We start from the raw sequence: 24424 nt of genomic DNA, 5'->3' as shown, positions 1-24424 counted from the left end.
AATATTTTAACAGGATGCGAGGTGCTGTCGATAACCCTCATTATCGACAGCCCTATTATCAGCAATACTATTACTGGCAATACCATGAACGCCAATACCCTTGCCGACAACCACCACACTGTCAGATCGAATTAGTCTGCCTGATGGGAAAGCCATTTCCCTTTTTCATCAAATACCGTCACGCCCGGCACTCTGGAGTAGTTCCCTTCCCCTTCTGATTTATAGTGGGTCGCCAGTATATGGGGAGCGCGATAATTAAACTCAAAATAGCCATCATCAGGATTCTTGACGATCAGTTTGCCCGCACTATCGATGAGTCCTTCTTCTACTTTGAAGTAGCGATTATCAAGGTTGTTTTTAAAAGACGTCGCTTCACCATACGTAAACAGGTTCTTTTTCTCTTGTGCGGCGATAGCAGGGAAACGCGTCACATCAAGCTGACGTAATACATGCAAGAACATCAGGCGTTCCAGCGGCGTTCCCACATCTTTCGGGACTAAAAATTGCAATGTAAGCCCGCTTCCCACATTCACATTGTATTCATAGCCGACAAACGCGCTGTCGCCATAAATAAAAATGTTATCAACTTCTTTACCTTCAGGGACGATCTCTTTGGTTTCAGCCATGAGTTCAGGAATCGATTGGGGTGCGATCGTAAAATAAATATCGTACTTAAACACTTCCGACGGGAACCGTATTTCAATGCGCGTTTTTGACATGCTCCGTTTAATAAAGCGTTCAGGCTTTTCCATGCGCTGTTCGAGCGTTTTCCAGATAGCCTGATGCATTTCTGAAATATTAAATACATCAGCGATCTTTACGCCATACTTCGCTTCTAATTCCTGCTGAGATAATGCCAGATCGTACATCGACAACGCCTGCTCGCCACGGTAACGTTCATCCATGGTACGCAGTACAGCAAACGCTTTGGCTAATGCGACGGTGTCTTCAGTATTCGCTAACCCGATAAAGTAGCGTTGCTTAGCCTCATCATATTGAAAATAGACCGTTTCCAATTTGCCTTGTTGATTAGCATATGCCGCGCCGTTTTCCGACTGGAACAGCACGCCCTTTTGCCCTTCCAGCCACGATGCCAGATTAAACGCCTCTTTTGCCGCGCTAACGGTAAACAGGTCAAAATCGGTCTTATTCTGCTTATCCCGATAGGTGTAGATCTGCGTGTCTTTATTTTCCCGATCGATAAGCAGACGTCCCATTCTGCGCACGTAAGTCCCGTGTTCCCACAAGCTCAGCTTATCGAACATGGCAAACGGCAGCTTAATCGTAAAGTCGTCTTCAGGATAAAAAGGGATGCCGGGGAAATCATCCATCGGCGCGCGGTTAAATGTTTCTTTCTCTTCAAGAAGCCGCGCCTGATAGGCTTGTTTACGTTCTTCAAAACGCTGCTTGAGCTTGAGTAAAGCAGGTGACTGTTCTTCCGTCTTTTTCAAGACCATGGTGATTTCACAATAATAAAACGCACAGGCAGCGCTTTTATCCGATACGAACGTAACTGTATTTCTCCCGGTGATGTTTAGCGTGTGCCACATACCGTTGACCTGTATACGGTTGTCTTTCATTTCCTCGGTATATTCGCCATCCTCGCTGTAGTAACTCACCTGCGTCGGCGTCAGATTAAAATAGAGGTCGTTTTTAATGCCCTTGAGGTTTTGTGCGATATGTTCCTGAAGGTTATCTCTGTTTTTATTAGCTTCAGGATTTTTACTGTTATCAAACACCACACGGATATCCTCAACCAGATATTTCCCCTCGCTCAGTGTCTCTTCTCCGTTACAACCCGACAGCCACAACGCCATCATGATAATACCCAGGTATTTCTTCATCACTTCATCCCTGTAAAATTAAAAAGCCTCTGAATGCCGCGGCACGCAGAGGCTAGCAATGCATCAGTAAGCTGATGTTATCAAAAAAATTTATTATACTCGTCATACTTCAAGTTGCATGTGCGTTGGCTACGCTCACTTACCCGAATCACTTACCTCAGCAATCTCGTCGGGATTCCTTCCCTTGCCGCCTTCATGAAACTTGAATTATTTAGAGTCTATCATTCAGGCACTGCCGGTTAGGGTTTTAGCCATTGGTCCAGAAAGCGAAACACCTCTTCCTGCTGTTCCTGATAGAACACGTGCCCCAGCTCAGGCCATATTTTGGTTTGCAGTTTGCTGCCTGCCCGTTGGGATTGCCATACCTCATGCATTTTGGCATAAGCATCCTCAACCGATTTCGTCGGGAACAGCTTATCTTGGCCACCGTTAAATAACAGCATCGGTTTTGGTGCAGCAACGCTCGCCACATCCGGGAAGTCAAAGCGTGTCGGTTGCCCCGGATGCAGCATATAGAATGCCGACTGGCCTCTGAGCACATTATTGCCCGGCGTCATCAGCCCCTCGTATGTACCAATCCAGGAGACTGCCGCCGTTGCTGCCACCTTGTCCGATAGCGCGGCGAGCTGCCAGGCACGATAGGCACCCATTGAGAACCCTACGACGCCAATACGTTGCTTATCAACCTGCTCAAGCGATGCCAGAAAGTCCGTTGCCCGCATGTCTTCATAGGCCATCAGACCCGCGAGCGAACGCCCCAGATTAAAGAAGTTACTTGCCAGTGCCTGCTGCTGCTCATATTTGATCGGCCCGCGCGATCCCCAACCTAGCGCATCAACCGCCAGCACTACATAGCCCCGCTTCGCCAGTTCATCCCCGACAAAACGACCAGTGAAAAACTTATCCGCCCACGCCTGTGCAGAAACGAGCTGTTCGTCATTGCCCCACGGCTTGATCATCTTCTCCTTGCCGATATCAAACTTCGCGCCGTGATCGTGCAGCAGGATGACCGCAGGATGCGGCCCCGCGCTTTTTGGCGTCAGGAGCAACGCATCTACGCGGCTTTCATCCGTCAGATTGAACGCGACTTTCTCCGCCGTGTAGCTACCGCGATCCTGTTTTTCAATCGCCTGCGGCGCAAAGTCTTTGGTGGAATCCGGTGTCAGGAGCAGCGAACGCAGTGTTTTTCGCGACTGGGATTGCCACTGGCTAAAATCCGTAAAATTTCCGGATAGCCAGGAATCCGAGTAGGTCATCTGCTGTTTAAGCTGCGGATAAAACGAAGGCAGCCCTTCATCCGTGACCGCCTGATTCGTCGCAGGTTGAATCGTAGGGTTCATATCGTTCGCCATCAGTGAAGGGCTGGTCAGCAACGCCGCCAGTAGCCAGACAGAGGAGCGTAAGGTATTAAAATTCATCATAACCTCAAAAATAAAACAACGTTTCTTTTTTGAGGTTTGATTGTAATTGACGCAGCTAAAAATAAACGGACGGAACGCGCATTCTGCGAAGCGCCCGGCAAAAAATCGCACCCGATTACGTTACCGTCGCGCCACGGGGAAACCGTGTTGTCTGGCAGACCACACCACAGCGAGCGCAATCAATAACAGCACTAACAGCACCGGAGAGAATGCGACGACGCCGAAATACTCCAGCAGCACACCGCCGATAATACCGCCTCCTGCGATAGCCATATTCCAGACGGTGACCAACATGGACTGCGCCACATCGGCCCCTTCCCCAGCGGTTCTGACTATTGCCGTTTGGAACAATGTCGCCGCGCCGCCGAAAGCAAGCCCCCAGACGGACACAGCCCCATAGACCACAGCATGTCCCTCACCCGCCACGCCAAGTGCCAGTACGGATACGCAGAACAATGCCGAACAGGCAAGCGTCAGGCCGCGTAAATAGCGGTCAATCAGCACGCCAATCATCCAGATCCCCAGTAGCGATGCCACACCGAATACCAGCAGCACCAGACCGGTCTGTGCGACCATACCCACCGCCGCGAGAAACGACGCAATATAGGTGTAGAGGATGTTATGCGCCAGCACAAAGGCCAACACGACGCATAATACGGATCGCACGCCTGCCACCGTGAACACCTGCCCCAGCGACAGCCTCTTATCTGCCGATTGCCCAGCGAAATCCGGCACCTGAATACGAACCCACAGCATGAGTATTAATGCCAAACCACTCATCATACCGAAGCACATGCGCCAGCCGAGTAAGTTACCCAGAAAGGTGCCAGCGGGCACACCGAGCGACAGCGCCAAGGGGGTACCCACCATCGCTATCGCAATAGCGCGCCCCTTCTGATGTTCAGGCACCATACGCGCCGCGTAGCCTGCCAGTAGCGCCCACAGCAACCCGGCTGAAACACCCGCCAGAAAACGCGCCGCCATCGTCAATACATAGCTGCCGGAAAACGCGGTAATCGTATTGGCAACGACGAAGCCTGCGATGGCTGATAGCAGCAGCAGGCGGCGACGCACACCTTGCGTCGCGGCGGTCAACGGGATCGCGGCCACTAGAGAACCCACGGCATAGATAGTGACAGTTTGCCCGACCCAGGCTTCAGACACCGCCAGACCTTGCGCCATTTGCGGCAGCAAGCCCGCTGGCAGCGCTTCGGTCAGGATAGTGATGAAGGCTGCCGTGGCTAATGCCAGCAATGAGGCAACAGGCAGTCTGTCACGGTGTATATCGGCCAATGAGGCCGTCATCGTATTGACTCCAACGAGCCATACACGGCATCACGCAGATCGGTGACAAAACGCCCCGACATCCCCTCGTACATGGTGTTGGTGAAAGCCACCACGCTCAAACCTTGTTGTCGATCGACAAACCATGAATGACCGTAAGCTCCCCCCCAGCGCCAGGTGCCTGACGATTCTGGCGACTCGGCTAACTGCGGATCGCGCAAGACCGAGAAACCGAGGCCAAAACCGCAGCCCGGTGCATTGGGCAGTTCCAGCCCCTGCGTTTGATCGCGCCCCATATCCTCGATCAGCGCGTCAGGCAGCAGCACGCCTCCCCCTTTACGCAGGGCTTCCAACAGACGCAGCAGATCCCAAGCCGTCCCTGCCATACCTGCACCACCTGACGGGAAGGCCTGAGAGTCAAAGATACGGGCAGGGCTGTACGCGATGCCAATTGCCCCCTCAAAGGGAGAAACCGTTTCGCCTTCGGCCAGACGATGCGGCTGCGGGGTGTCATTCACGTACGCGGTAGCCAGGCGCAATGGATCACGCACCGTGAAGCCGGTGTCGTGCATGTCCAGCGGGTCAGTCACCAGTTGGCGAACCACCTCGTCCAATGACGTACCGTGAACGCGTTCGATCAAGGCTCCCAATACGTCTGTTGCCAGCGAATAGCCCCAGGCCTCTCCCGGCGCGTATTGCAGAGGAACGCTGGCGATGCGACGCAGGTTCTCAGTCAAGCTGATGCCGGAGGCATCCATACCGTCTGAGACCCCCGCCAGCGCATAGGGGCCGTCCGCATGGGGTTCAAAAAAACGGTAGCCCAGACCCGCAGTGTGGCTGAGTAACTGCCGCACGGTAATGCGCGCTGGGCTGCCGTCGGGCAGTCGGGTCTGGAACGTCGGTATCCAGCGAGTGATATCCTCATCCAGATCGAGCCGACCTTGCGCCACCAGCACCATAGCCGCCACAGACACGATGGGCTTGCTGACAGAAGCAAACCGGAAGATAGCGTCCAGCGCCATCGGGCGGGCATTCTCCCGGTCAGCCCACCCTGCTGCCTGCTGATGAATCAATTCTCCGTTGCGCACGACCAGCACGACAGCGCCGACCAAACGCCCATCGTCCAACGCCTGTTGAACGACGGCCTGAATTCGGGCAGAGAAAGGGGCTGTTGAAGCATGGGTATCCAGAGCCAATACGGGAGTTATCACGGCGTGTTCCTTTTATCAATGAGCGTTCCCGTTACGATAGAAAATCAGCAATTAAAGAAAAAGTAGGCTACTGTTCCTTAATATAAGGAATAAATTGTCCGCAATAGAGAGGATATATGGACAGCTTGAATGGCTTAGCGGTATTTGTGCAGGTGGCCGAAACGCGCAGTTTTATTGCCGCTGGCCGACTACTGGGCGTATCAGCATCTGCCGTTGGCAAAAGCGTCGCACGGCTTGAAGAAAAACTGGGCGTGAGGCTATTTCACCGCAGTACGCGCAGCATCACATTGACCGCCGAAGGCTCACTCTTTCTGGCACGTAGCCGGCGTATTCTGGCTGAGATCGAGGCGGCAGAACTGGAGATATCGCAGACCAGCGCCGCCCCGCGCGGGCGCCTGCGGGTAAGTCTGCCGTTGGTCAGTTCACTGGTGTTAGCCGTACTCGGCGAATTCATGCGCGAATACCCCGACATTGAACTGGATTTAGACTTCACCGACCGCATGGTGGACGTGATTGAGGAAGGCTTCGATGCTGTCGTACGGACAGGTGACCCCGTGGATTCGCGCCTCACCGCGCGCAGGCTGGGCACTTTCCGTTTTCTGGTGGTGGCCGCGCCAGACTACCTTGCCCGGTACGGTTGCCCCCAGACACCTGCCGACCTGATACAGCATGCCTGTCTGCACTATCGCTTCCCTAACAGCGGCAAACTGGAGCAATGGGCGCTGCGATTCCCCCCCCGGCGAACCCGAGTTGCCATTGCCCACCTCAATGATCTGCAACAATATCGAAACGCGCGTTTGTTTTGCACTGCAAGGGCTGGGAATCGCCTACCTGCCGGATTTCTCTATCCGTGAGCAGTTGGCAGGAGGGCAACTACAGCCGATTCTGACCGACTACGTGGAACGCAGCGGCGTCTTCCATGTGCTATGGCCAGCCAGCAAGCACCCGTCACCAAAAGTACGGGCATTCGTGGATTTCCTCTGCGCGCGGGTATTTCCCGCTTCTGATACATAAAAAAATCCGGCACCTGTATAGGTGCCGGATTGAATTCACGCTAGTCGAACCTGAGCGAACTTACTTCTTCTTCGCTTTCGGGTTCGGCAGGTCGGTGATGCTGCCTTCAAAGATTTCAGCAGCCAGACCAACAGACTCATGCAGCGTTGGGTGCGCATGGATGGTCAGTGCGATATCTTCTGCATCGCAGCCCATTTCGATCGCCAGACCGATTTCACCTAACAGTTCACCACCGTTAGTACCGACAATCGCACCACCGATAACACGGTGAGTTTCTTTGTCGAAAATCAGTTTGGTCATACCGTCAGCGCAGTCAGACGCGATCGCACGGCCAGACGCTGCCCATGGGAAGGTCGCGGTCTCGTAGCTGATGCCTTTCTCTTTCGCTTCTTTCTCAGTCAGACCCACCCATGCCACTTCCGGTTCGGTATAGGCAATAGAAGGAATCACTTTCGGATCGAAGTAATGTTTCTTACCGGAGATAACTTCGGCAGCAACGTGGCCTTCATGCACGCCTTTGTGCGCCAGCATCGGCTGACCGACGATGTCGCCGATAGCGTAGATGTGCGGCACGTTGGTACGCATTTGCTTATCAACGTGGATGAAGCCGCGATCGTCAACTTCCACGCCCGCTTTGCCAGCATCCAGGTTTTTGCCGTTCGGCACACGGCCGATAGCGACCAGAACCGCGTCGTAACGCTGTGGTTCGGCTGGCGCTTTTTTACCTTCCATCGTCACATAGATGCCGTCTTCTTTGGCTTCTACTGCCGTCACTTTGGTTTCCAGCATCAGATTGAACTGCTTGCTGATACGTTTGGTGAAGACTTTGATGATGTCTTTGTCAGCTGCCGGAATCACCTGATCGAACATTTCAACAACGTCAATCTGTGAACCCAGAGCGTGGTAAACGGTACCCATTTCCAGACCGATGATACCGCCGCCCATAACCAACAGGCGTCCAGGGACGCTTTTCAGCTCCAGCGCATCGGTAGAATCCCATACGCGCGGGTCATCATGAGGAATGAAAGGCAGTTGGATCGGACGTGAACCCGCAGCGATAATAGCGTTATCGAAGTTGATTGTCGTTTTGCCGTTTTCACCGTCGACTTCCAGCGTGTTAGCACCGGTAAATTTGCCCAGACCGTTAACGACTTTAACTTTACGGCCTTTCGCCATACCAGCCAGACCACCGGTCAATTGGGTGATGACTTTTTCTTTCCACAGACGGATTTTATCAATGTCGGTTTTAGGTTCACCGAACACGATACCGTGTTCCGCCAGCGCTTTGGCTTCTTCAATGACTTTAGCGACGTGCAGCAGGGCTTTGGAAGGAATACAACCAACATTCAGACACACCCCACCTAGCGTGGAGTAGCGCTCTACCAGTACGGTTTCCAGACCCAAGTCCGCCGCGCGGAATGCAGCAGAGTAACCCGCGGGGCCGGCACCAAGTACCACTACCTGAGCTTTAATTTCAGTACTCATCATGACCTCTTAATTGATTTCCGGCGGGTCTGTGACGTCATTGTTATTGAGTCTTAACGCCCTCTTCCACCGGGACGTGTCTTTGCCGCAGTAGTTTACAAAATCGTTAACAATTTTGAAACAACAAGCGACTAACGATTTGTCCTTAATCACTGACAGCGGTAACAAATTACAGCTTATCAGAAAAAAGCCGGCCGTCAGGCCGGCTTTTCGATTACATCACCAGACGGCGGATGTCAGACAACATGTTGTTAATGATGGTAATGAAGCGCGCACCATCAGCACCGTCAATGACACGGTGGTCGAAGGACAGAGACATCGGCATCATCAGACGCGGCGTGAACTCTTTACCATTCCAGACCGGTTCCATCGCGGACTTAGACACACCAAGAATAGCGACTTCCGGCGCGTTGACGATCGGCGCAAAGTGCGTAGTCCCGATGCCGCCCAGGCTGGAGATCGTGAAGCATCCGCCCTGCATTTCGCCAGCCGTCAGCTTACCATCACGGGCTTTCTTGGAGATCGCCATCAGTTCGCGAGACAGCTCAGTGATGCTCTTCTTGTTCACGTCTTTAAAGACCGGAACCACCAGACCGTTCGGGGTATCAACCGCAACACCGATGTTGATGTATTTCTTCAGCGTCAGACGTTGCGCATCTTCAGACAGGGAACTGTTGAAGCGTGGCATCTGCTCAAGCGCAGCGGCAACAGCTTTCATGATGAAGACAACTGGGGTGAATTTCACATCCAGTTTGCGCTTCTCAGCTTCGGCGTTCTGCTGTTTGCGGAACGCTTCCAGATCGGTGATGTCAGTTTTGTCGAAGTGCGTAACGTGCGGAATCATCACCCAGTTACGGCTCAGGTTAGCACCAGAGATTTTCTGGATACGGCCCAGTTCCACTTCTTCCACTTCACCAAACTTGCTGAAGTCGACTTTCGGCCATGGCAGCATACCCGGCAGACCGCCGCCAGCGGCAGCTGCTGGTGCAGACTCAGCGCGTTTCACGGCATCTTTCACGTAAGCCTGAACGTCTTCGCGCAGGATACGGCCTTTACGACCAGACCCCTTCACTTTCGCCAGATTCACGCCGAATTCACGTGCCAGACGACGGATAACCGGCGTCGCGTGAACGTAAGCGTCGTTCTCTGCGAATTCGCTCTTGCCTTCCGCTTTTGCAGCCGGTGCTGGCGCAGCAGATTTCGCCGCCGGAGCCGGTGCAGCCGCGGCTTCTTGCTTGGCAGCCGGGGCCGCAGCAGGTGCAGCGCCTTCTACTTCGAAGACCATGATCAGTGAGCCGGTTTTCACTTTATCGCCGGTGCTGATTTTGATTTCTTTAACCGTACCCGCGAATGGCGCAGGCACTTCCATCGAAGCCTTGTCGCCTTCTACGGTGATCAGTGATTGCTCAGCCGCGATTTTATCGCCAACTTTAACCATCACTTCAGTCACTTCGACTTCGTCACCGCCGATATCCGGTACGTTAACGTCTTTAGCGGCAGAGGCCGCTGGCGCAGCGGCTGCTGGAGCAGCGGCTTGTGCCGGAGCGGCAGCAGGTGCAGCACCCGCCACTTCGAATACCATGATCAGAGAACCGGTAGAGACTTTATCGCCGGTGCTGATTTTGATCTCTTTAACCGTACCTGCGAAAGGTGCCGGAACTTCCATAGAGGCTTTGTCGCCTTCTACGGTGATCAGAGACTGTTCAGCAGCAACGGTGTCGCCCACTTTAACCAGCACTTCGGTCACTTCAACTTCGTCGCCGCCGATATCCGGTACGTTGACGTCTTTCGCTGCCGCTGCTGCAGGTGCTGCAGCCGGCGCCGCTTCTTTCTTCTCTTCTGCCTTGGCAGGCGCAGCGTCAGCTGCACCGTCGGCGGAATCGAAAATCATGATCAGTTTGCCAGTTTCAACTTTGTCACCTACAGAGACTTTAATCTCTTTAATGACACCAGCCTGCGGAGAAGGGACTTCCATAGAAGCCTTATCACCTTCCACCGTGATCAGCGACTGTTCAGCTTCAACTTTGTCGCCAACCTTCACCAGCACTTCGGTGACTTCAACTTCATCTGCACCGATATCCGGTACGTTGATTTCGATAGCCATGTAATCTTTACCTCTTATGCCAGACGCGGGTTAACTTTATCTGCATCGATGTTGAATTTAGTGATGGCATCAGCAACCACTTTCTTATCGATTTCACCGCGTTTAGCCAGTTCACCCAGAGCCGCAACCACGACGTAAGACGCGTCCACTTCGAAGTGGTGACGCAGGTTCTCACGGCTGTCAGAACGACCGAAACCGTCAGTACCCAGTACGCGATAATCGCTCGCTGGGATGAAGTTACGGATTTGCTCAGCAAACAGCTTCATGTAGTCAGTAGATGCTACCGCTGGCGCATCGCTCAGTACCTGAGCCACGTAAGGTACGCGTGGCGTTTCGGTTGGATGCAGCATGTTCCAACGCTCACAATCCTGGCCTTCACGTGCCAGTTCGGTGAAGGAAGTCACGCTGAATACGTCAGAACCGATGCCGTAGTCTGTTGCCAGAATCTGAGCCGCTTCACGTACGTGACGCAGGATAGAACCTGAACCCAGCAGTTGCACTTTACCTTTGCTACCTTCAACCGTTTCCAGCTTGTAGATACCCTTACGGATACCTTCTTCCGCACCCTGCGGCATCGCAGGCATGTGGTAGTTTTCGTTCAGCGTGGTGATGTAGTAGTAAATGTTTTCCTGCGCTTCACCGTACATGCGGTGCAGACCGTCATGCATGATGACCGCGACTTCATAGGCGAATGCTGGATCGTAGGAGATACAGTTCGGGATGGTCAGCGACTGAATGTGGCTGTGACCATCTTCGTGCTGCAGACCTTCGCCGTTCAGCGTCGTACGACCTGAAGTACCACCGATCAGGAAGCCACGCGCCTGTTGGTCACCCGCTGCCCAGCACAGGTCGCCGATACGTTGGAAACCGAACATGGAGTAGTAGATGTAGAACGGGATCATTGGCAGATTGTTGGTGCTGTAAGACGTTGCCGCCGCCAGCCAGGATGAACCTGCGCCCAGTTCGTTGATACCTTCCTGCAGAATCTGACCTTTCTGGTCTTCTTTGTAGTAAGCAACCTGCTCACGGTCCTGCGGGGTGTACTGCTGGCCTTTCGGGCTATAAATACCGATCTGGCGGAACAGACCTTCCATACCGAAGGTACGTGCTTCGTCGGCGATGATTGGAACCAGACGATCTTTGATAGATTGGTTCTTCAGCATCACGTTCAGGGCACGAACAAATGCGATAGTGGTAGAGATTTCTTTGTTTTGCTCTTCCAGCAGGGTGCTGAAATCTTCCAGCGTTGGCAGTTCAAGCTTCTCATCAAAGTTCGGCTGACGAGACGGCAGGTAGCCACCCAACGCCTGACGACGCTCGTGCAGGTATTTGTACTCTTCAGACTCTTTATCGAAAGTGATGTACGGCAGTTTTTCGATATCGGCATCAGACACTGGCACGTTGAAGCGGTCACGGAAGTAACGCACGCCATCCATGTTAACTTTCTTAACCTGGTGAGCGATGTTCTTACCTTCAGCCGCGTCGCCCATACCATAACCTTTAATGGTATGCGCCAGAATAACGGTTGGTTTGCCTTTGGTGTCCTGCGCTTTTTTCAGTGCAGCGTAGACTTTCTTCGGATCGTGACCACCACGGTTCAGTGACCAAATCTGATCGTCAGTCCAGTCTTTAACCAGTTCTGCCGTCTCCGGGTATTTACCGAAGAAGTGCTCACGCACATAGGCACCGTTTTTGGATTTGAAGGTCTGGTAGTCACCGTCGACGGTTTCTTCCATCAGTTGGATCAGTTTACCGCTGGTGTCTTTACGCAGCAGTTCGTCCCAACGGTCGCCCCACATGACTTTGATCACATCCCAGCCAGCGCCGCTGAAGATACCTTCCAGCTCGTTGATGATCTTACCATTACCGGTAACTGGGCCATCAAGACGTTGCAGGTTACAGTTGATGACGAACACCAGGTTGTCCAGTTTTTCACGGGTCGCGATAGTGATCGCACCCTTGGATTCTGGTTCGTCCATTTCACCGTCGCCCAGGAAGGCATAAACGGTTTGCTTAGAGGTATCTTTCAGACCACGGTTTTCCAGATACTTCAGGAATTTAGCCTGGTAGATAGCACCAATCGGGCCCAGACCCATAGAGACGGTCGGGAACTGCCAGAAGTCCGGCATCAGTTTCGGGTGCGGATAAGAAGACAGACCGTTACCGTGAACTTCCTGACGGAAGTTGTTCATCTGGTCTTCGGTCAGACGGCCTTCAAGGAAGGCACGAGCGTAAACGCCCGGAGAAATGTGGCCCTGGAAGTAGACCAGGTCGCCGCCGTCCTGCGCAGTGCGAGCACGGAAGAAGTGGTTAAAGCACACTTCATAGAAAGTGGCGGAAGACTGGAAAGAAGCCATGTGGCCACCCAGATCCAGATCTTTTTTCGAAGCACGCAGTACCGTCATGATCGCGTTCCAGCGGATTGCTGAGCGAATACGACGTTCCAGATCCAGATTACCAGGGTACTCCGGCTCGTCTTCCACTGCGATGGTGTTGATGTATTGACGTGCAGCCGTACCAGCAGCAACGCTGACACCGCCTTTACGTGCTTCACTCAGAACCTGATCAATCAGGAACTGGGCGCGTTCAACACCCTCTTCACGGATGACCGATTCGATCGCCTGCAGCCAGTCGCGGGTTTCGATCGGATCCACGTCATTATTTAAACGATCTGACATGGTTATTCCTTATCTTCTCTAATAAGTTGGTTTGTTGGAGCCTGTCTTCCTGCATTCTGGCTTAGATTTGGCCATAAGCAAAACGCATGAAGACAGGCTCATCGTCGTGATTACCGCATTCAGAGCACCAAAATATGGGTGCTCAGTCCCTGCGTTGCTGGAGCCGGCGCAGCGATCTCTCGCGCCGACTATGTTCCCGGTTAAGATCCAGCAATACTTCCTCAATAAACGCCAGATGACGGTGTGATGCTTCGCGCGCCTTCTCCGGCTCACGGGCAACAATCGCCTCAAAAATGCTGGCGCGATGAATGCTCACCTGAGCCAACACTTCACGGCTCAAATAAAGCAATTCAAAATTCTGCCTCACGTTCTGTTCGAGCATCGGCCCCATACAGCGCACCAAATGCAGCAAAACCACATTATGCGTGGCTTCTGTTACAGCAACCTGATACTGCATAACGGCTTCTGACTCGGCGTTCAGATCGCCCGCTTCCCTCGCCTTCTCAATCACGGCATGACAATCCCGGATACGCTGAAGATCCGACTCTGTGCCACGCAGTGCAGCGTAGTAGGCAGCAATGCCTTCCAGCGCATGACGCGTTTCCAGAAGATCGAACTGTGATTCGGGATGTGTGCTCAGTAATTCTGCCAGCGGATCGCTGACGCTTTGCCATAGATTGGCTTGAACGAAGGTACCACCACCCTGACGGCGCAAAAGGAGACCTTTGGCTTCCAGGCGTTGAATGGCTTCTCTCAGAGAAGGGCGGGAAACATCGAACTGTTTTGCCAGTTCGCGCTCCGGTGGGAGCTTCTCGCCGGGGCGCAAGGTTCCCTCAAGTATCAGAAACTCCAACTGCTGCTCAATCACATCTGACAGTTTGGGCTGACGGATCTTGCTGTATGCCATAGTGAATTCTTCTCTGCGAATGGCGCGGAGTCAATTGGTAATACCAATTTCAAAAACGTGACGCTAAAGTAACAAAGTATTCACCTTCTGTCCATAAGGACCTTGAGCTAAATCACCAATCCCACCAGATTTTAACAAATGCACGAGAAACATGCGGCAAAGTGATAGCCCGCCTGTGGTATTACCATTAATCCCCTCTGTCTATATTTTAACTTTTTTGAAACGTAAAGCAGGCATTGCTGAACCGTTTAAATGCGCAAATAGTGAGTTTTAATTCATAAAATGAGAATTTTTATTCATCAAAAAAGAGAGGGTTCCCCACCCACCCTCATCATGGTCAACACCGTTTTTACAGCAGGGATAAAGAGATAATAAAAGGGAGTAAACCCAAAGAGGTACTCCCCCTCCCACATCCCTCACCGATCTTCTCCTGATCAGGGGCTTAATCAAGGAAAGGTAAAAATTTTGATGTAGCGATAGTTTTTAATTATCAGACTATAAGAAATCAGTGCAATCTTGCGCACTTACCACTATTCTCTGGCAAACGGTAGGTTTTTTCTTATTTTAAGAAATATGGCACCGTAAAAATAAAATTACATAAACGTACAGTCACTAATACGCGTGTTCGTTCACACCGTGTTTTTTACTTGCACTGGCAGAGGGTTAAATTTGATGGATAATCAACAAACGGACGGCACGCTAAAACGTGGTTTGAAAAACCGTCATATTCAGTTGATTGCCTTGGGTGGCGCGGTAGGTACTGGCCTCTTTCTTGGTATTGCGCAAACAATCAAAATGGCAGGGCCATCGGTCCTGCTAGGCTATGCGATTGGCGGGCTGATCGCGTTTCTCATTATGCGTCAGTTGGGCGAGATGGTGGTTGAAGAGCCGGTAGCCGGATCGTTCAGCCACTTTGCCTATAAATACTGGGGCGATTTCGCTGGATTTGCATCGGGATGGAACTACTGGGTGCTGTATGTTCTGGTCGCGATGGCCGAGCTCAGCGCCGTGGGAATTTACGTCCAGTATTGGTGGCCAGATATTCCGACCTGGGTGTCCGCTGCCGTGTTCTTCCTGCTGATTAACGCCATCAATCTGGCAAACGTCAAAGTCTACGGTGAGATGGAGTTCTGGTTTGCCATCATCAAAGTCGCCGCGATTATTGGCATGATCGTCTTTGGCGGCTGGCTGCTGCTCAGCGGCACGGGCGGGCCGGAAGCCACTGTGACCAACCTGTGGGCGCAGGGCGGGTTCTTCCCGAACGGCATGCTCGGCCTGGTGATGGCGATGGCTGTTATCATGTTCTCATTTGGCGGCCTGGAACTGGTGGGGATTACCGCCGCAGAAGCGGATGACCCAGAGAAAAGCATTCCACGCGCGACCAATCAGGTGATCTACCGCATCCTGATTTTCTACATCGGCTCGCTCGCTATCCTGCTGTCACTTTACCCGTGGGGCAAGGTTGTAGAAGGCGGTAGCCCATTCGTCATGATCTTCCATGAACTGAACAGCAACGTCGTGGCGACGGTGCTGAACATCGTGGTACTGACCGCAGCGCTGTCCGTTTATAACAGCTGTGTGTACTGCAACAGCCGCATGCTGTTCGGTCTGGCGAAACAGGGGAATGGGCCGAAAGTGCTGGAAACTGTCGACGGCCGTGGCGTTCCGGTTGTCGCTATCGGTATCTCCGCGCTGGCGACAGCGCTGTGCGTGCTGATCAACTACCTCATTCCAGGTAAAGCCTTCGAGCTGTTGATGGCGCTGGTCGTGTCCGCGCTTGTGATTAACTGGGCGATGATCAGTCTGGCGCACCTGAAGTTCCGTGCGCAAAAAGACAAAGAAGGTGCGGTGACCAAGTTTAAGGCGCTGTTTTACCCGCTGGGTAACTACCTCTGCCTGCTGTTCCTGGCTGGTATACTGGTCATCATGTTCCTGACACCGGGCATTCAGATTTCCGTTCTGCTGATTCCAGTCTGGCTGGTGATTCTGGGCGTGGGTTACTTCATCAAAAAGAAAAACCAGGCGAATTAAGTCGTTACAGCGTTTACCCCGTCCTTTTCCATGGCCGACTCTGTCGGCCATTATTTTTCCTACCAACCCACAACAAACATCACACCAACGCACCGTATATCGTCAAAATCGCGACCACAACCACCAGCACCAGCGTCACCTTTTTAGCCAGCGTCACGGCGGCTTTCGGTGTCTCTACGGGCTCAATGTGGGGTTCACGCGCGAGAGAAAATTGGGCCAACTGCGTTAACACCCAATATTGCGAGCTGCGAAAATCTCCCAGCGAGGCGAACCAGGCGGGCAGCGCCTTTTCGCCATGCCCCAGCAAAGCGTAAGCGGCACCGGCCAAACGCGCAGGAATCCAGTCAAGCCAATGCAGCAAGCTATCAACACCAGACTGCGCGCGCTCCAGCGGAGTATGGTGGCGAGCAAGCCAGGTCTGTCTGGCGCGCAAAAATGCATATCCCATCAGCGCAATCGGCCCGTATGGCCCGGCTGCGATGAACCAGAACAGCGGGGCTAAATAAAAGCGGAAATTGATCCACAGCAGCGCGTTTTGCAGCTCTTTCAACTGCTCGCTTTCGCTCGTGCCAACGGGCAGACCGTGAATCAACGCCAGTTCTGCCGCCATTTCCCGACTGGCATCCGCCTCACCGCGCTGCGCGGCCTGCAAATAGCGCCGATAGTGCTGACGAATTTCACCCGCGCCAACGCACATCAGGCTGATAACAATCCACAACAGAAGAGAAATCAGGCCGAACAAAATGCCGCTGGTGAGCCATAGCAGCCCCGCCACGATGCCCATGCTGCACAATGTCAGGAACAGCGTTTGAAATAAAGACGGGGATGAAACGTGCCGGAACACGGCTTCAAGTCGATGATCGATCTGCCAGTGCTCCCCCTGTTTGAACAAGCGCTCCCAGGCCAACGTAAGCAACAGTGTAAACAGCGTCATTAATCTAGGCTCCCTTTGTTCTCTGTTCAGTTTTCTTGTAGCTGACGATGATAGCCATCCCAGTCAAATGCCGGGCCGGGATCGGTTTTACGGCCCGGAGCGATGTCGCTGTGTCCGGTAATTCGCGATAAAGTGATGGGGTAAACCCGCATTAATAGGCGTGTAATCGCCACCAGAGAGTGATATTGCTCCATGGTAAAAGGCAGCGTATCCGTCCCTTCCAACTCAATGCCAATAGAGAAATCGTTACAGCGTTCGCGACCTTCAAACACCGACACTCCGGCATGCCAGGCACGCTGATCGAACGACACATACTGCGTAATTTGCCCGTCGCGGCGAATCAGGCAGTGTGCCGCAACGCGTAAATGAGAAATATCAGCGAAATAGGGATGCGCGGTGGGATCCAACGTCGCCGTAAATAGTTGATCAATATAGGGGCCGCCAAACTCGCCGGGCGGCAGACTGATATTGTGGATCACCAGTAAGGAAGGCACCTCATTATTCGGACGGCCATCATAATGTGCTGAAGGCGTGTGTGTAATGTCGGATAACCAGCCATTTTCCAAAAGCATCGGCGATAACCTCGCATCGTGTCGTTTGCCGGCTGAATCAGGCGAAAAATCAATTTCAGGAGTAAAAACAACGTCAGTGTAAAAACAATTGTAGCCAAAAGTCCTTGTATCCAAGATACCATGTTTCGCGCCATCCTATCTATCCAACCGGATATCAATAGGTTTTACCATTCGTTTTGTGATGTTACCTTCGCTTTCCTGTCTGCATCCTCTCCTAACACCCTTTTCGTCAGGTGAAATCCCCAACACCATAATGTGATTAAAATCACATTACAAATGTAATAGCGCAATAAAAGGCAATCGTTTTCGTGCATTGCGTCTATTTTTACTTAAAATGCATGACAAAATTATCTTCTGATTTTTTTAGATATTACCAAAACTTATTCCGCGCTCTTACGCACGACGTAAATAACGTCTAACACAATGGTACTTAACATGAAGAAAACTTTCGCAGCAGGCGCTTTGCTCGCACTGTCATGCTCAATGCCTGTTCTTGCCGACAGCAATAAAGCCGAATACCTCTCCGACTGGTGGCATCAGAGCATTAACGTCGTCGGCAGCGCCCACACACGTTTTGGACCGCAACTGAACAGTACGACCTATCTGGAATACGAAGCGTTTGCGCGTAAAGACTGGTTCGATTTCTACGGCTACGCCGATGCGCCAAAGTTCTTTGGTGGCGATCCCGCTAGCCGCGGTATTTGGGACAAAGGCTCTCCGCTGTTTGTCGAGATCGAACCACGCTTCTCCATTGATAAACTGACAGGAGCTGACCTGAGCTTTGGTCCGTTTAAAGAGTGGTACATCGCCAATAACGTTATTTACGATCAGGGTCGCAACAGCGGTTCACGCCAGAGCACCTGGTACATGGGCTTAGGCACCGATATTGATACCGGCACCGACCTGTCTCTGTCACTGAACGGCTATGCCAAATACCAATGGCAAAACTACGGCGCCGCTAATGAAAACGAGTGGGACGGCTACCGCGTAAAAGTGAAATACTCTTACCCACTTGGATCAATGCTGGGCGGCAACGTCTCGTATATCAGCTTCACCAATTTCGATTTTGGCTCAGAGCTGCGTGATAAATCGAATGCAAGCCGCACCAACAATTCCATTGCCTCCAGCCATATTCTGGCGCTGGGCTACGACCACTGGCACTACTCTTTCGTCGCACGTTATTTCCATAACGGCGGTCAATGGGCTGATGGCGCAGAACTCAATTTCGGCAAAGGCCCGTTTGAAGTGAAATCTACTGGCTGGGGATACTATCTGGTCGTCGGTTATAACTTCTAAAACCGCATGTCCCTTTCCGGTGGCCACGGATGTTCGCCGGAAGGTTAATAACAGTAACAGTTTGAATTGTAATAATTATTCATTCTGGATGTCCTGATATAAACAAGGTAGCATAGACATCCGAATCCCCCTTCGGAGTTTTGTCATGTCAACGCGTCGCTACAGTCAGGAACAACGCCAACAAGCCTTGCTTGCTCGTATTGCACAAGATATCCCCGCCAGTGTGCAACTGGCATTGCGTGAAGATTTAGGTGGCATCGTCGATGCTAATCAAGACATTACCGCGCTTCTGTTACCCGACAACGAGACCGTCAGCGCACGCATTATCACGCGTGAAGCGGGCATATTCTGCGGTGCGCGTTGGCTTGAAGAAGTCTTTTCTCAATTGGGCAACACGACAACGATCGTCTGGCACGTCGCCGATGGCGATGCCATCACCCCCAACCAAGCGCTATGTGACATCACGGGGCCGGCCAAACAGCTTCTGACCGGCGAACGCACGGCGCTGAATTTCCTGCAAACGCTGTCAGGCGTCGCAACGGAAGTCAGCCGCTATGTCGCGGTATTGCAGGGAACGCGCACTCGGCTGCTGGATACACGTAAAACGTTGCCAGGACTGCGAACCGCACTGAAATACGCCGTATCATGCGGCGGTGGAGATAACCATCGGCTCGGCCTATCCGATGCTTTCCTGATCAAGGAAAACCATATCATCGCCGCTGGCTCAATCAAAAATGCGGTCGAAAAAGCACAGTCTCTGCGCAGTGATGTTCCGGTAGAGGTTGAGGTCGAATCACTGGATGAATTACAGCAGGCGCTGGACGCAGGTGCCGATATCATCATGCTGGATAATTTCAGTCTGGATAACATCCGGGAAGCCGTTAACACCACACAAGGCCGCGCACTGCTGGAGATATCCGGTAATGTCACCCTCGACACGCTGCGTGGCTATGCGGAAACCGGCGTGGACTATATCTCGGTGGGGGCGCTCACCAAGCACGTACAAGCGCTGGATTTATCCATGCGTTTTATCTAAGCGTTTTTTTCTTTCCGACGAGGTGCCCTCTCGCACCTCGTTCTCGTTTATTTATCTCATATTTCCCCATAACACCGTCACGATACGATCTTCCTGCCCTGCGCAAATGTTCTGCCCTGATAGCAAGAAAATTGCGCCTCTGCTCGCAAAAAATTTTTCAACGCTCTGCAAATATCTAAAAACATGTCGTAGCGCTTTCCTATTTTCATTTCCTCCGCTAGCCAGCCTTCACACCCTTTTCTATGCTGCCAGCCGTCCGTATGTATTTATGCGCCACCCTATTTATGCGCCACAACAGGGAAATCAACATGACCACACAACAAGGATTCACACTGATTGAACTGATGATCGTCATTGCGATCGTCGCCATCCTCAGCGCCATTGGCGTTCCCGCCTATCAAGGCTATCTGCAAAAAGCGGCGCTGACGGACATGCTGCAAACCATGGTGTCTTATAAAACACCGGTCGATCTCTGCGGTCTGGAAAATGCCGCCTTTACCGCCTGTAGCGCAGGTAATCAGGGGATTCCAGGCAGTAAATCTTCACGCTATGTCAGCGCCGTTAGCGTCGCCCAAGGGGTAATTACGCTGACCGGACAATCCACTCTGCAAGGGCTACGCGTTATTCTGACGCCAATGTGGGATAGCGAAACCGGCGCCTCACGCTGGACGAAAAACTGTGCCACAGATAACGGCGCAGAGAGCCTGCAAGCCGCTTGTCAGGACGTTTTCCGTTTCGATAATACGGCAGGTTAATCATGACAGACTCCTCCTCCGCCTCCGAGCATACGCTCAGCGAACTACAGACACTGTGCCGACGTTATCAGGCATTATTGCTTAGTCTTGATGAACAAACGCTGTCGGTCGCCGTCACGACATCCCCTTCGGCAGAGATGATTGCCGCGCTGCGTTTTGCCAGCAATCGCCGCATTATGGTGGAGCAATGGCCGCAGGCCAGAATGGAACAGCAGCTTAACCCCGTGAACGCCGTTGCCGAACCCGCAGAAACCTACCATGCCAGCACGTATCACAACAGCACCGGGCAACAGGATCATGACGACGACTCCCCCGTTGCACAATTTATCCATCAAACGCTGCGTCTCGCCGTTCAGCGTCGTGCCTCTGATATCCACTTTGAGCCCTTACCAGACAGCTATCGCGTGCGGCTGCGCATTGATGGCGTGCTACAGGCCATATCCGCCCCGCCTTCCGAGCTGACAAACCGTATTACCGCGCGGCTGAAAATCATGGGCAAGTTGAACATCGCCGAACGACGATTGCCGCAAGACGGCCAGTTCAGCCTGATGCTGGATCAACAAGCCTACTCGTTGCGCATCGCTACGCTCCCTGTGCAGCAGGGAGAAAAAGTCGTGTTGCGTATTTTGCAAACGCACCAGCAGGAACTGGTGCTAGATAAACTCGGGCTTACCGCAAGAGCATTACAGCAGGTGATTAACGTGCTGAGTGCTTCACAGGGGATGCTGTTAGTTACGGGCCCGACAGGCAGTGGAAAAACCGTCACGCTTTACAGCGCGATACGCTGGCTGAACGAATGCAGCCGCAATATCTGTAGCGTAGAGGATCCCATCGAGATCCCCTTGCCGGGCATCAACCAAACGGCAATCAATCCCAAAGCTGAACTGGGATTTGGCCGAGTCTTACGTGCGCTGCTGCGGCAGGATCCAGACGTCATCATGATCGGCGAAATACGCGATGCCGAAACCGCAGAAATTGCGGTCAAAGCCGCGCAAACCGGCCATCTGGTCATGTCCACGTTGCACACCAACTCTGCCGTCGAAACGCTGACTCGCCTCAATCATCTGGGTATCCCCGGTTATCTGTTAGCCGCAGCACTAAAACTCATCATCGCACAACGCCTTGTGCGGCGGTTATGCCCACACTGTAAGGCGCCGGGAGAACCACTGCTTTCGCTGCCAAACGACGTATGGCAAGGGCCACTACACCATTGGCAAGCCCGCGGCTGTAGCCACTGTTTCTCTGGCTACTATGGCCGCGTCGCGCTCTATGAATTACTGCCTATCACGCCAGATTTTCAGGCAGCGCTAGCGGGCAACGCCAGCGCAGGGGAATTATCTGCGCTGTCTCGCCACTCAGGTTTCCCAACGTTGTTGGCTGCGGGTATTGAGCTGGTCAACGACGGTCTGACCTCACTCGCTGAAGTCTATCGTGTTGTGGGCGATGAACACGCCATGAATCAGGAGGCACAATGAGGCTAGCGCGCTTATATCACTGGCAGGCGATTACGTCAGAGGGCGATTTTGTCGACGGAGAACTCATTAGCACACAACGCCAGCACGCCTACGCCAGCCTGATTGCCCAGGGCTACCAGCCGGTCATCGTAAAGGCTGGCCATTATCTGTCGCTCCGCTATTGGAAACGCGAGCAGCTAGGCGAATTAATCAAACAGCTTGCTGCCCTGCTACACGCTGGATTGCCGCTGCTGGAAGCATTAAAACTGATATCGGAACAACATGAGCGCCCCGGCTGGCGCTGCGTATTACGGGATGTCCGTACCCGTGTTGCTCAGGGAAATTCGTTCTCTGAGGCGTTACAGGAATACCCGCATATCTTTCCCGTTCTGTATCGTTCCCTCATTGCTGTCGGCGAGTTGACCGGGAAGTTAGACGCGTGCTGCCTACAGTTGGCACAACAGCAAGAAAAACAGTCCAGACTGCAACAGAAAGTCATCAAAGCACTACGCTATCCCTGCTTTGTTTTGGCAATCGCAGTACTGGTCAGCATGATGATGTTGACGCTGGTTCTGCCCGAATTTGCGACGCTCTATTCCTCATTTGATACACCGTTACCGTGGTTTACTCGGCAATTGCTTTATCTGGCAGAGGTCATCACGGGCTACGGATTAATTGGATTGCTGTCTCTTAGTGGTCTGATAGCGGGATATGTCCGTTTAAGGCAGAAAAGGCCCTTATGGAAAACCAGAGAGCAAGAATGGCTACTGAAGCTTCCCATCGTCTCCAGCCTGTTACGCGGTAAGTCGCTGAACCAGATATTCACGATTCTGTCTATGACGCAACAGGCCGGTTTGACGCTGCCTGAAGGGCTCGATGCCGCCGCGACAATCCGTCACCCGCTTTATCAGAATGCGATTCAACAGATACAGACACAGCTGCATCAGGGCACATCGCTCTACCATGCCACACAGCATCACACCACGCTGTTCCCTGCGCCCTGTTCGCAGTTGATTCGGGTTGGGGAAGAAACCGGAGCGCTGGATGCGATCTTTACACAGCTGGCAGAATGGCATGAAAGACGAGTACAACAGCAGGCCGACATGCTGACCCAAACGCTGGAACCGCTGCTGATGATGGTTGTTGGAGGAATGGTTGGGGCGCTGGTGGTTGGCATGTATTTGCCTATCTTCCAGTTGGGAAACGTATTGGCCGGAGCCTGAACCGACCAATACAGCACCAAAAAGCGACAAGCTACACCGTACCCGCCACCGTTAGCGGCAGAAAGACGGCGCGAAACTGCAGCAGCTATCCGTTGAAAATACGGTTTTCCTGCTCGGCCACGCGAATAAACGTTGTACGCTTCGTTAACTCTTTCAAACGGGATGCACCGACATAAGTACAGGCCGAACGCAGGCCGCCAAGAATATCGCGGACGGTATTGTCCACCGGACCGCGCAGTGGCAGCTTCACGGTTTTTCCTTCCGCTGCCCGGTACTCCGCTACGCCGCCGACATGGCGCTCCATCGCGGACGCAGAGCTCATGCCGTAGAACAGCATCATTTTCTCACCGTTTTCTTCGACGATGGTGCCTTCACATTCATCATGTCCTGCCAGCATGCCGCCCAACATGACAAAATCGGCTCCACCACCAAAGGCTTTCGCTACATCGCCCGGCATAGCGCAACCGCCGTCGCTCACGATTTGCCCACCGAGACCATGTGCCGCATCGGCGCATTCAATCACCGCGGAAAGCTGAGGGTAGCCAACGCCCGTTTTAACGCGCGTCGTGCAGACAGAACCGGGGCCAATGCCAACCTTCACGATGTCCGCACCGGAGAGGATCAGTTCCTCAACCATTTCGCCGGTCACGACGTTCCCTGCACAGATAACCTTGTCTGGACAAGCCTCACGCGCTTTTTGCAGGAAGGTCACAAAGTGTTCAGAGTAACCATTTGCCACATCGATACAGATAAATTTCAGCTCGGATGACAGCGCCAGAATCTGTTTTAACTTGATGAAGTCAGCGTCAGACGTCCCGGTCGAGACCATAACATGGCGCAGTACCGATGCCGGTACGCGTTGCACGAATTGGGACCATTGCTCGACAGAATAGTGTTTATGGACGGCCGTCAGCACATCAAAAGAGGACAGGACTTCCGCCATACTAAACGTACCCACAGTATCCATATTGGCTGCGATAATCGGTACACCGGACCAGTTGCCGCCGGCATGGAGGAAGGTGAATTGACGTTCCAGTTCAACGTCGGAACGGCTTTTCAGCGTCGAACGCTTTGGCCGGATGAGAACGTCTTTAAAGCCTAACTTTAAATCTTCTTCAATACGCATGAGGTTCGAGTTCCTGGTTAGTGACGGCGGAATGCTCAGTATCGTTACT

At 52.7% G+C, this 24424-nt stretch carries 17 protein-coding genes and 1 pseudogene; 7 read left to right on the top strand and 11 right to left on the bottom strand.

Annotation, left to right across the window (positions count from 1 at the left end):
* Positions 1–131: 131 nt before the first annotated feature.
* The 4 genes from WCT94_RS19310 to WCT94_RS19295 all read right to left on the bottom strand — a co-directional run bounded on the left by WCT94_RS19310 (position 132) and on the right by WCT94_RS19295 (position 5760).
* Positions 132–1844 carry a hypothetical protein gene (locus tag WCT94_RS19310; RefSeq protein ID WP_336871242.1) on the bottom strand — a complete coding sequence of 571 codons (1713 nt, stop codon included), beginning with the start codon at positions 1842–1844 and terminating at the stop codon, positions 132–134.
* A gap of 239 nt (positions 1845–2083) precedes the next feature.
* Complete coding sequence (locus WCT94_RS19305; protein ID WP_336871245.1) at positions 2084–3262, bottom strand: dienelactone hydrolase family protein; 1179 nt, start codon at positions 3260–3262, stop codon at positions 2084–2086.
* 123 nt (positions 3263–3385) lie between these two features.
* Positions 3386–4570, bottom strand: a complete 1185-nt coding sequence (locus WCT94_RS19300; RefSeq protein ID WP_336871240.1) for an MFS transporter — start codon at positions 4568–4570, stop codon at positions 3386–3388.
* Positions 4567–5760 carry a serine hydrolase domain-containing protein gene (locus WCT94_RS19295; RefSeq protein WP_336871239.1) on the bottom strand — a complete coding sequence of 398 codons (1194 nt, stop codon included), beginning with the start codon at positions 5758–5760 and terminating at the stop codon, positions 4567–4569. Before WCT94_RS19295 ends, WCT94_RS19300 begins: the two co-directional genes overlap by 4 nt.
* A gap of 116 nt (positions 5761–5876) precedes the next feature.
* On the opposite strand from WCT94_RS19295, the pseudogene WCT94_RS19290 reads away from it, so the two are divergent.
* A pseudogene (locus tag WCT94_RS19290) lies at positions 5877–6774 on the top strand (LysR family transcriptional regulator).
* A gap of 60 nt (positions 6775–6834) precedes the next feature.
* On the opposite strand, the gene lpdA reads toward WCT94_RS19290, so the two are convergent.
* The 4 genes from lpdA to pdhR form a co-directional block, all read right to left on the bottom strand.
* Positions 6835–8259, bottom strand: a complete 1425-nt coding sequence (gene lpdA, locus WCT94_RS19285; protein ID WP_039278363.1) for a dihydrolipoyl dehydrogenase — start codon at positions 8257–8259, stop codon at positions 6835–6837.
* Between the two features lie 214 nt (positions 8260–8473).
* Complete coding sequence (gene aceF, locus WCT94_RS19280; RefSeq protein WP_336871237.1) at positions 8474–10363, bottom strand: pyruvate dehydrogenase complex dihydrolipoyllysine-residue acetyltransferase; 1890 nt, start codon at positions 10361–10363, stop codon at positions 8474–8476.
* 14 nt (positions 10364–10377) lie between these two features.
* Positions 10378–13041, bottom strand: coding sequence for a pyruvate dehydrogenase (acetyl-transferring), homodimeric type (gene aceE / locus WCT94_RS19275; RefSeq protein WP_014916631.1), 2664 nt, complete (start codon positions 13039–13041; stop codon positions 10378–10380).
* Between the two features lie 142 nt (positions 13042–13183).
* Positions 13184–13948 carry a pyruvate dehydrogenase complex transcriptional repressor PdhR gene (gene pdhR, locus WCT94_RS19270; RefSeq protein ID WP_194431087.1) on the bottom strand — a complete coding sequence of 255 codons (765 nt, stop codon included), beginning with the start codon at positions 13946–13948 and terminating at the stop codon, positions 13184–13186.
* Between the two features lie 672 nt (positions 13949–14620).
* Here pdhR and WCT94_RS19265 point away from each other — a divergent pair.
* Positions 14621–15979, top strand: coding sequence for an amino acid permease (locus tag WCT94_RS19265; RefSeq protein WP_336871234.1), 1359 nt, complete (start codon positions 14621–14623; stop codon positions 15977–15979).
* A 79-nt stretch (positions 15980–16058) separates the two neighbouring features.
* Here WCT94_RS19265 and ampE read toward each other — a convergent pair whose 3' ends face one another.
* Together ampE and ampD are read right to left on the bottom strand one after the other, a co-directional pair.
* Positions 16059–16913, bottom strand: a complete 855-nt coding sequence (gene ampE, locus WCT94_RS19260; protein WP_336871231.1) for a beta-lactamase regulator AmpE — start codon at positions 16911–16913, stop codon at positions 16059–16061.
* A gap of 26 nt (positions 16914–16939) precedes the next feature.
* Complete coding sequence (ampD, locus tag WCT94_RS19255) at positions 16940–17485, bottom strand: 1,6-anhydro-N-acetylmuramyl-L-alanine amidase AmpD (RefSeq protein ID WP_336871230.1); 546 nt, start codon at positions 17483–17485, stop codon at positions 16940–16942.
* Between the two features lie 435 nt (positions 17486–17920).
* Between ampD and WCT94_RS19250 the strand changes: the two genes are divergently transcribed.
* The 5 genes from WCT94_RS19250 (at position 17921) to hofC (ending at position 23249) form a co-directional block, all read left to right on the top strand.
* Positions 17921–18781, top strand: a complete 861-nt coding sequence (locus WCT94_RS19250; RefSeq protein WP_336871228.1) for a nucleoside-specific channel-forming protein Tsx — start codon at positions 17921–17923, stop codon at positions 18779–18781.
* 145 nt (positions 18782–18926) lie between these two features.
* Positions 18927–19817 carry a carboxylating nicotinate-nucleotide diphosphorylase gene (gene nadC, locus WCT94_RS19245; protein WP_336871225.1) on the top strand — a complete coding sequence of 297 codons (891 nt, stop codon included), beginning with the start codon at positions 18927–18929 and terminating at the stop codon, positions 19815–19817.
* Between the two features lie 308 nt (positions 19818–20125).
* Entirely contained in the window at positions 20126–20572 is a 447-nt protein-coding gene (gene ppdD / locus WCT94_RS19240; protein ID WP_336871223.1) for a prepilin peptidase-dependent pilin, read from the top strand.
* 2 nt (positions 20573–20574) lie between these two features.
* Positions 20575–22047 carry a type II secretion system protein GspE gene (gene gspE / locus WCT94_RS19235; protein WP_336871221.1) on the top strand — a complete coding sequence of 491 codons (1473 nt, stop codon included), beginning with the start codon at positions 20575–20577 and terminating at the stop codon, positions 22045–22047.
* Positions 22044–23249 (top strand): protein transport protein HofC, encoded by a 1206-nt coding sequence (gene hofC, locus WCT94_RS19230; protein WP_336871220.1) that lies wholly within the window; start codon positions 22044–22046, stop codon positions 23247–23249. Before gspE ends, hofC begins: the two co-directional genes overlap by 4 nt.
* A gap of 85 nt (positions 23250–23334) precedes the next feature.
* On the opposite strand, the gene WCT94_RS19225 is transcribed toward hofC, so the two are convergent.
* Complete coding sequence (locus WCT94_RS19225) at positions 23335–24375, bottom strand: GMP reductase (protein WP_336871217.1); 1041 nt, start codon at positions 24373–24375, stop codon at positions 23335–23337.
* Positions 24376–24424 lie beyond the last annotated feature (49 nt).

Source organism: Pectobacterium sp. 1950-15 (genome assembly GCF_037136835.1).
Classification (GTDB): Bacteria; Pseudomonadota; Gammaproteobacteria; order Enterobacterales; family Enterobacteriaceae; genus Pectobacterium.
The sequence above is the reverse complement of the archived record's forward strand: the minus strand, read 5'-3'. Positions and strand labels throughout refer to the sequence as shown.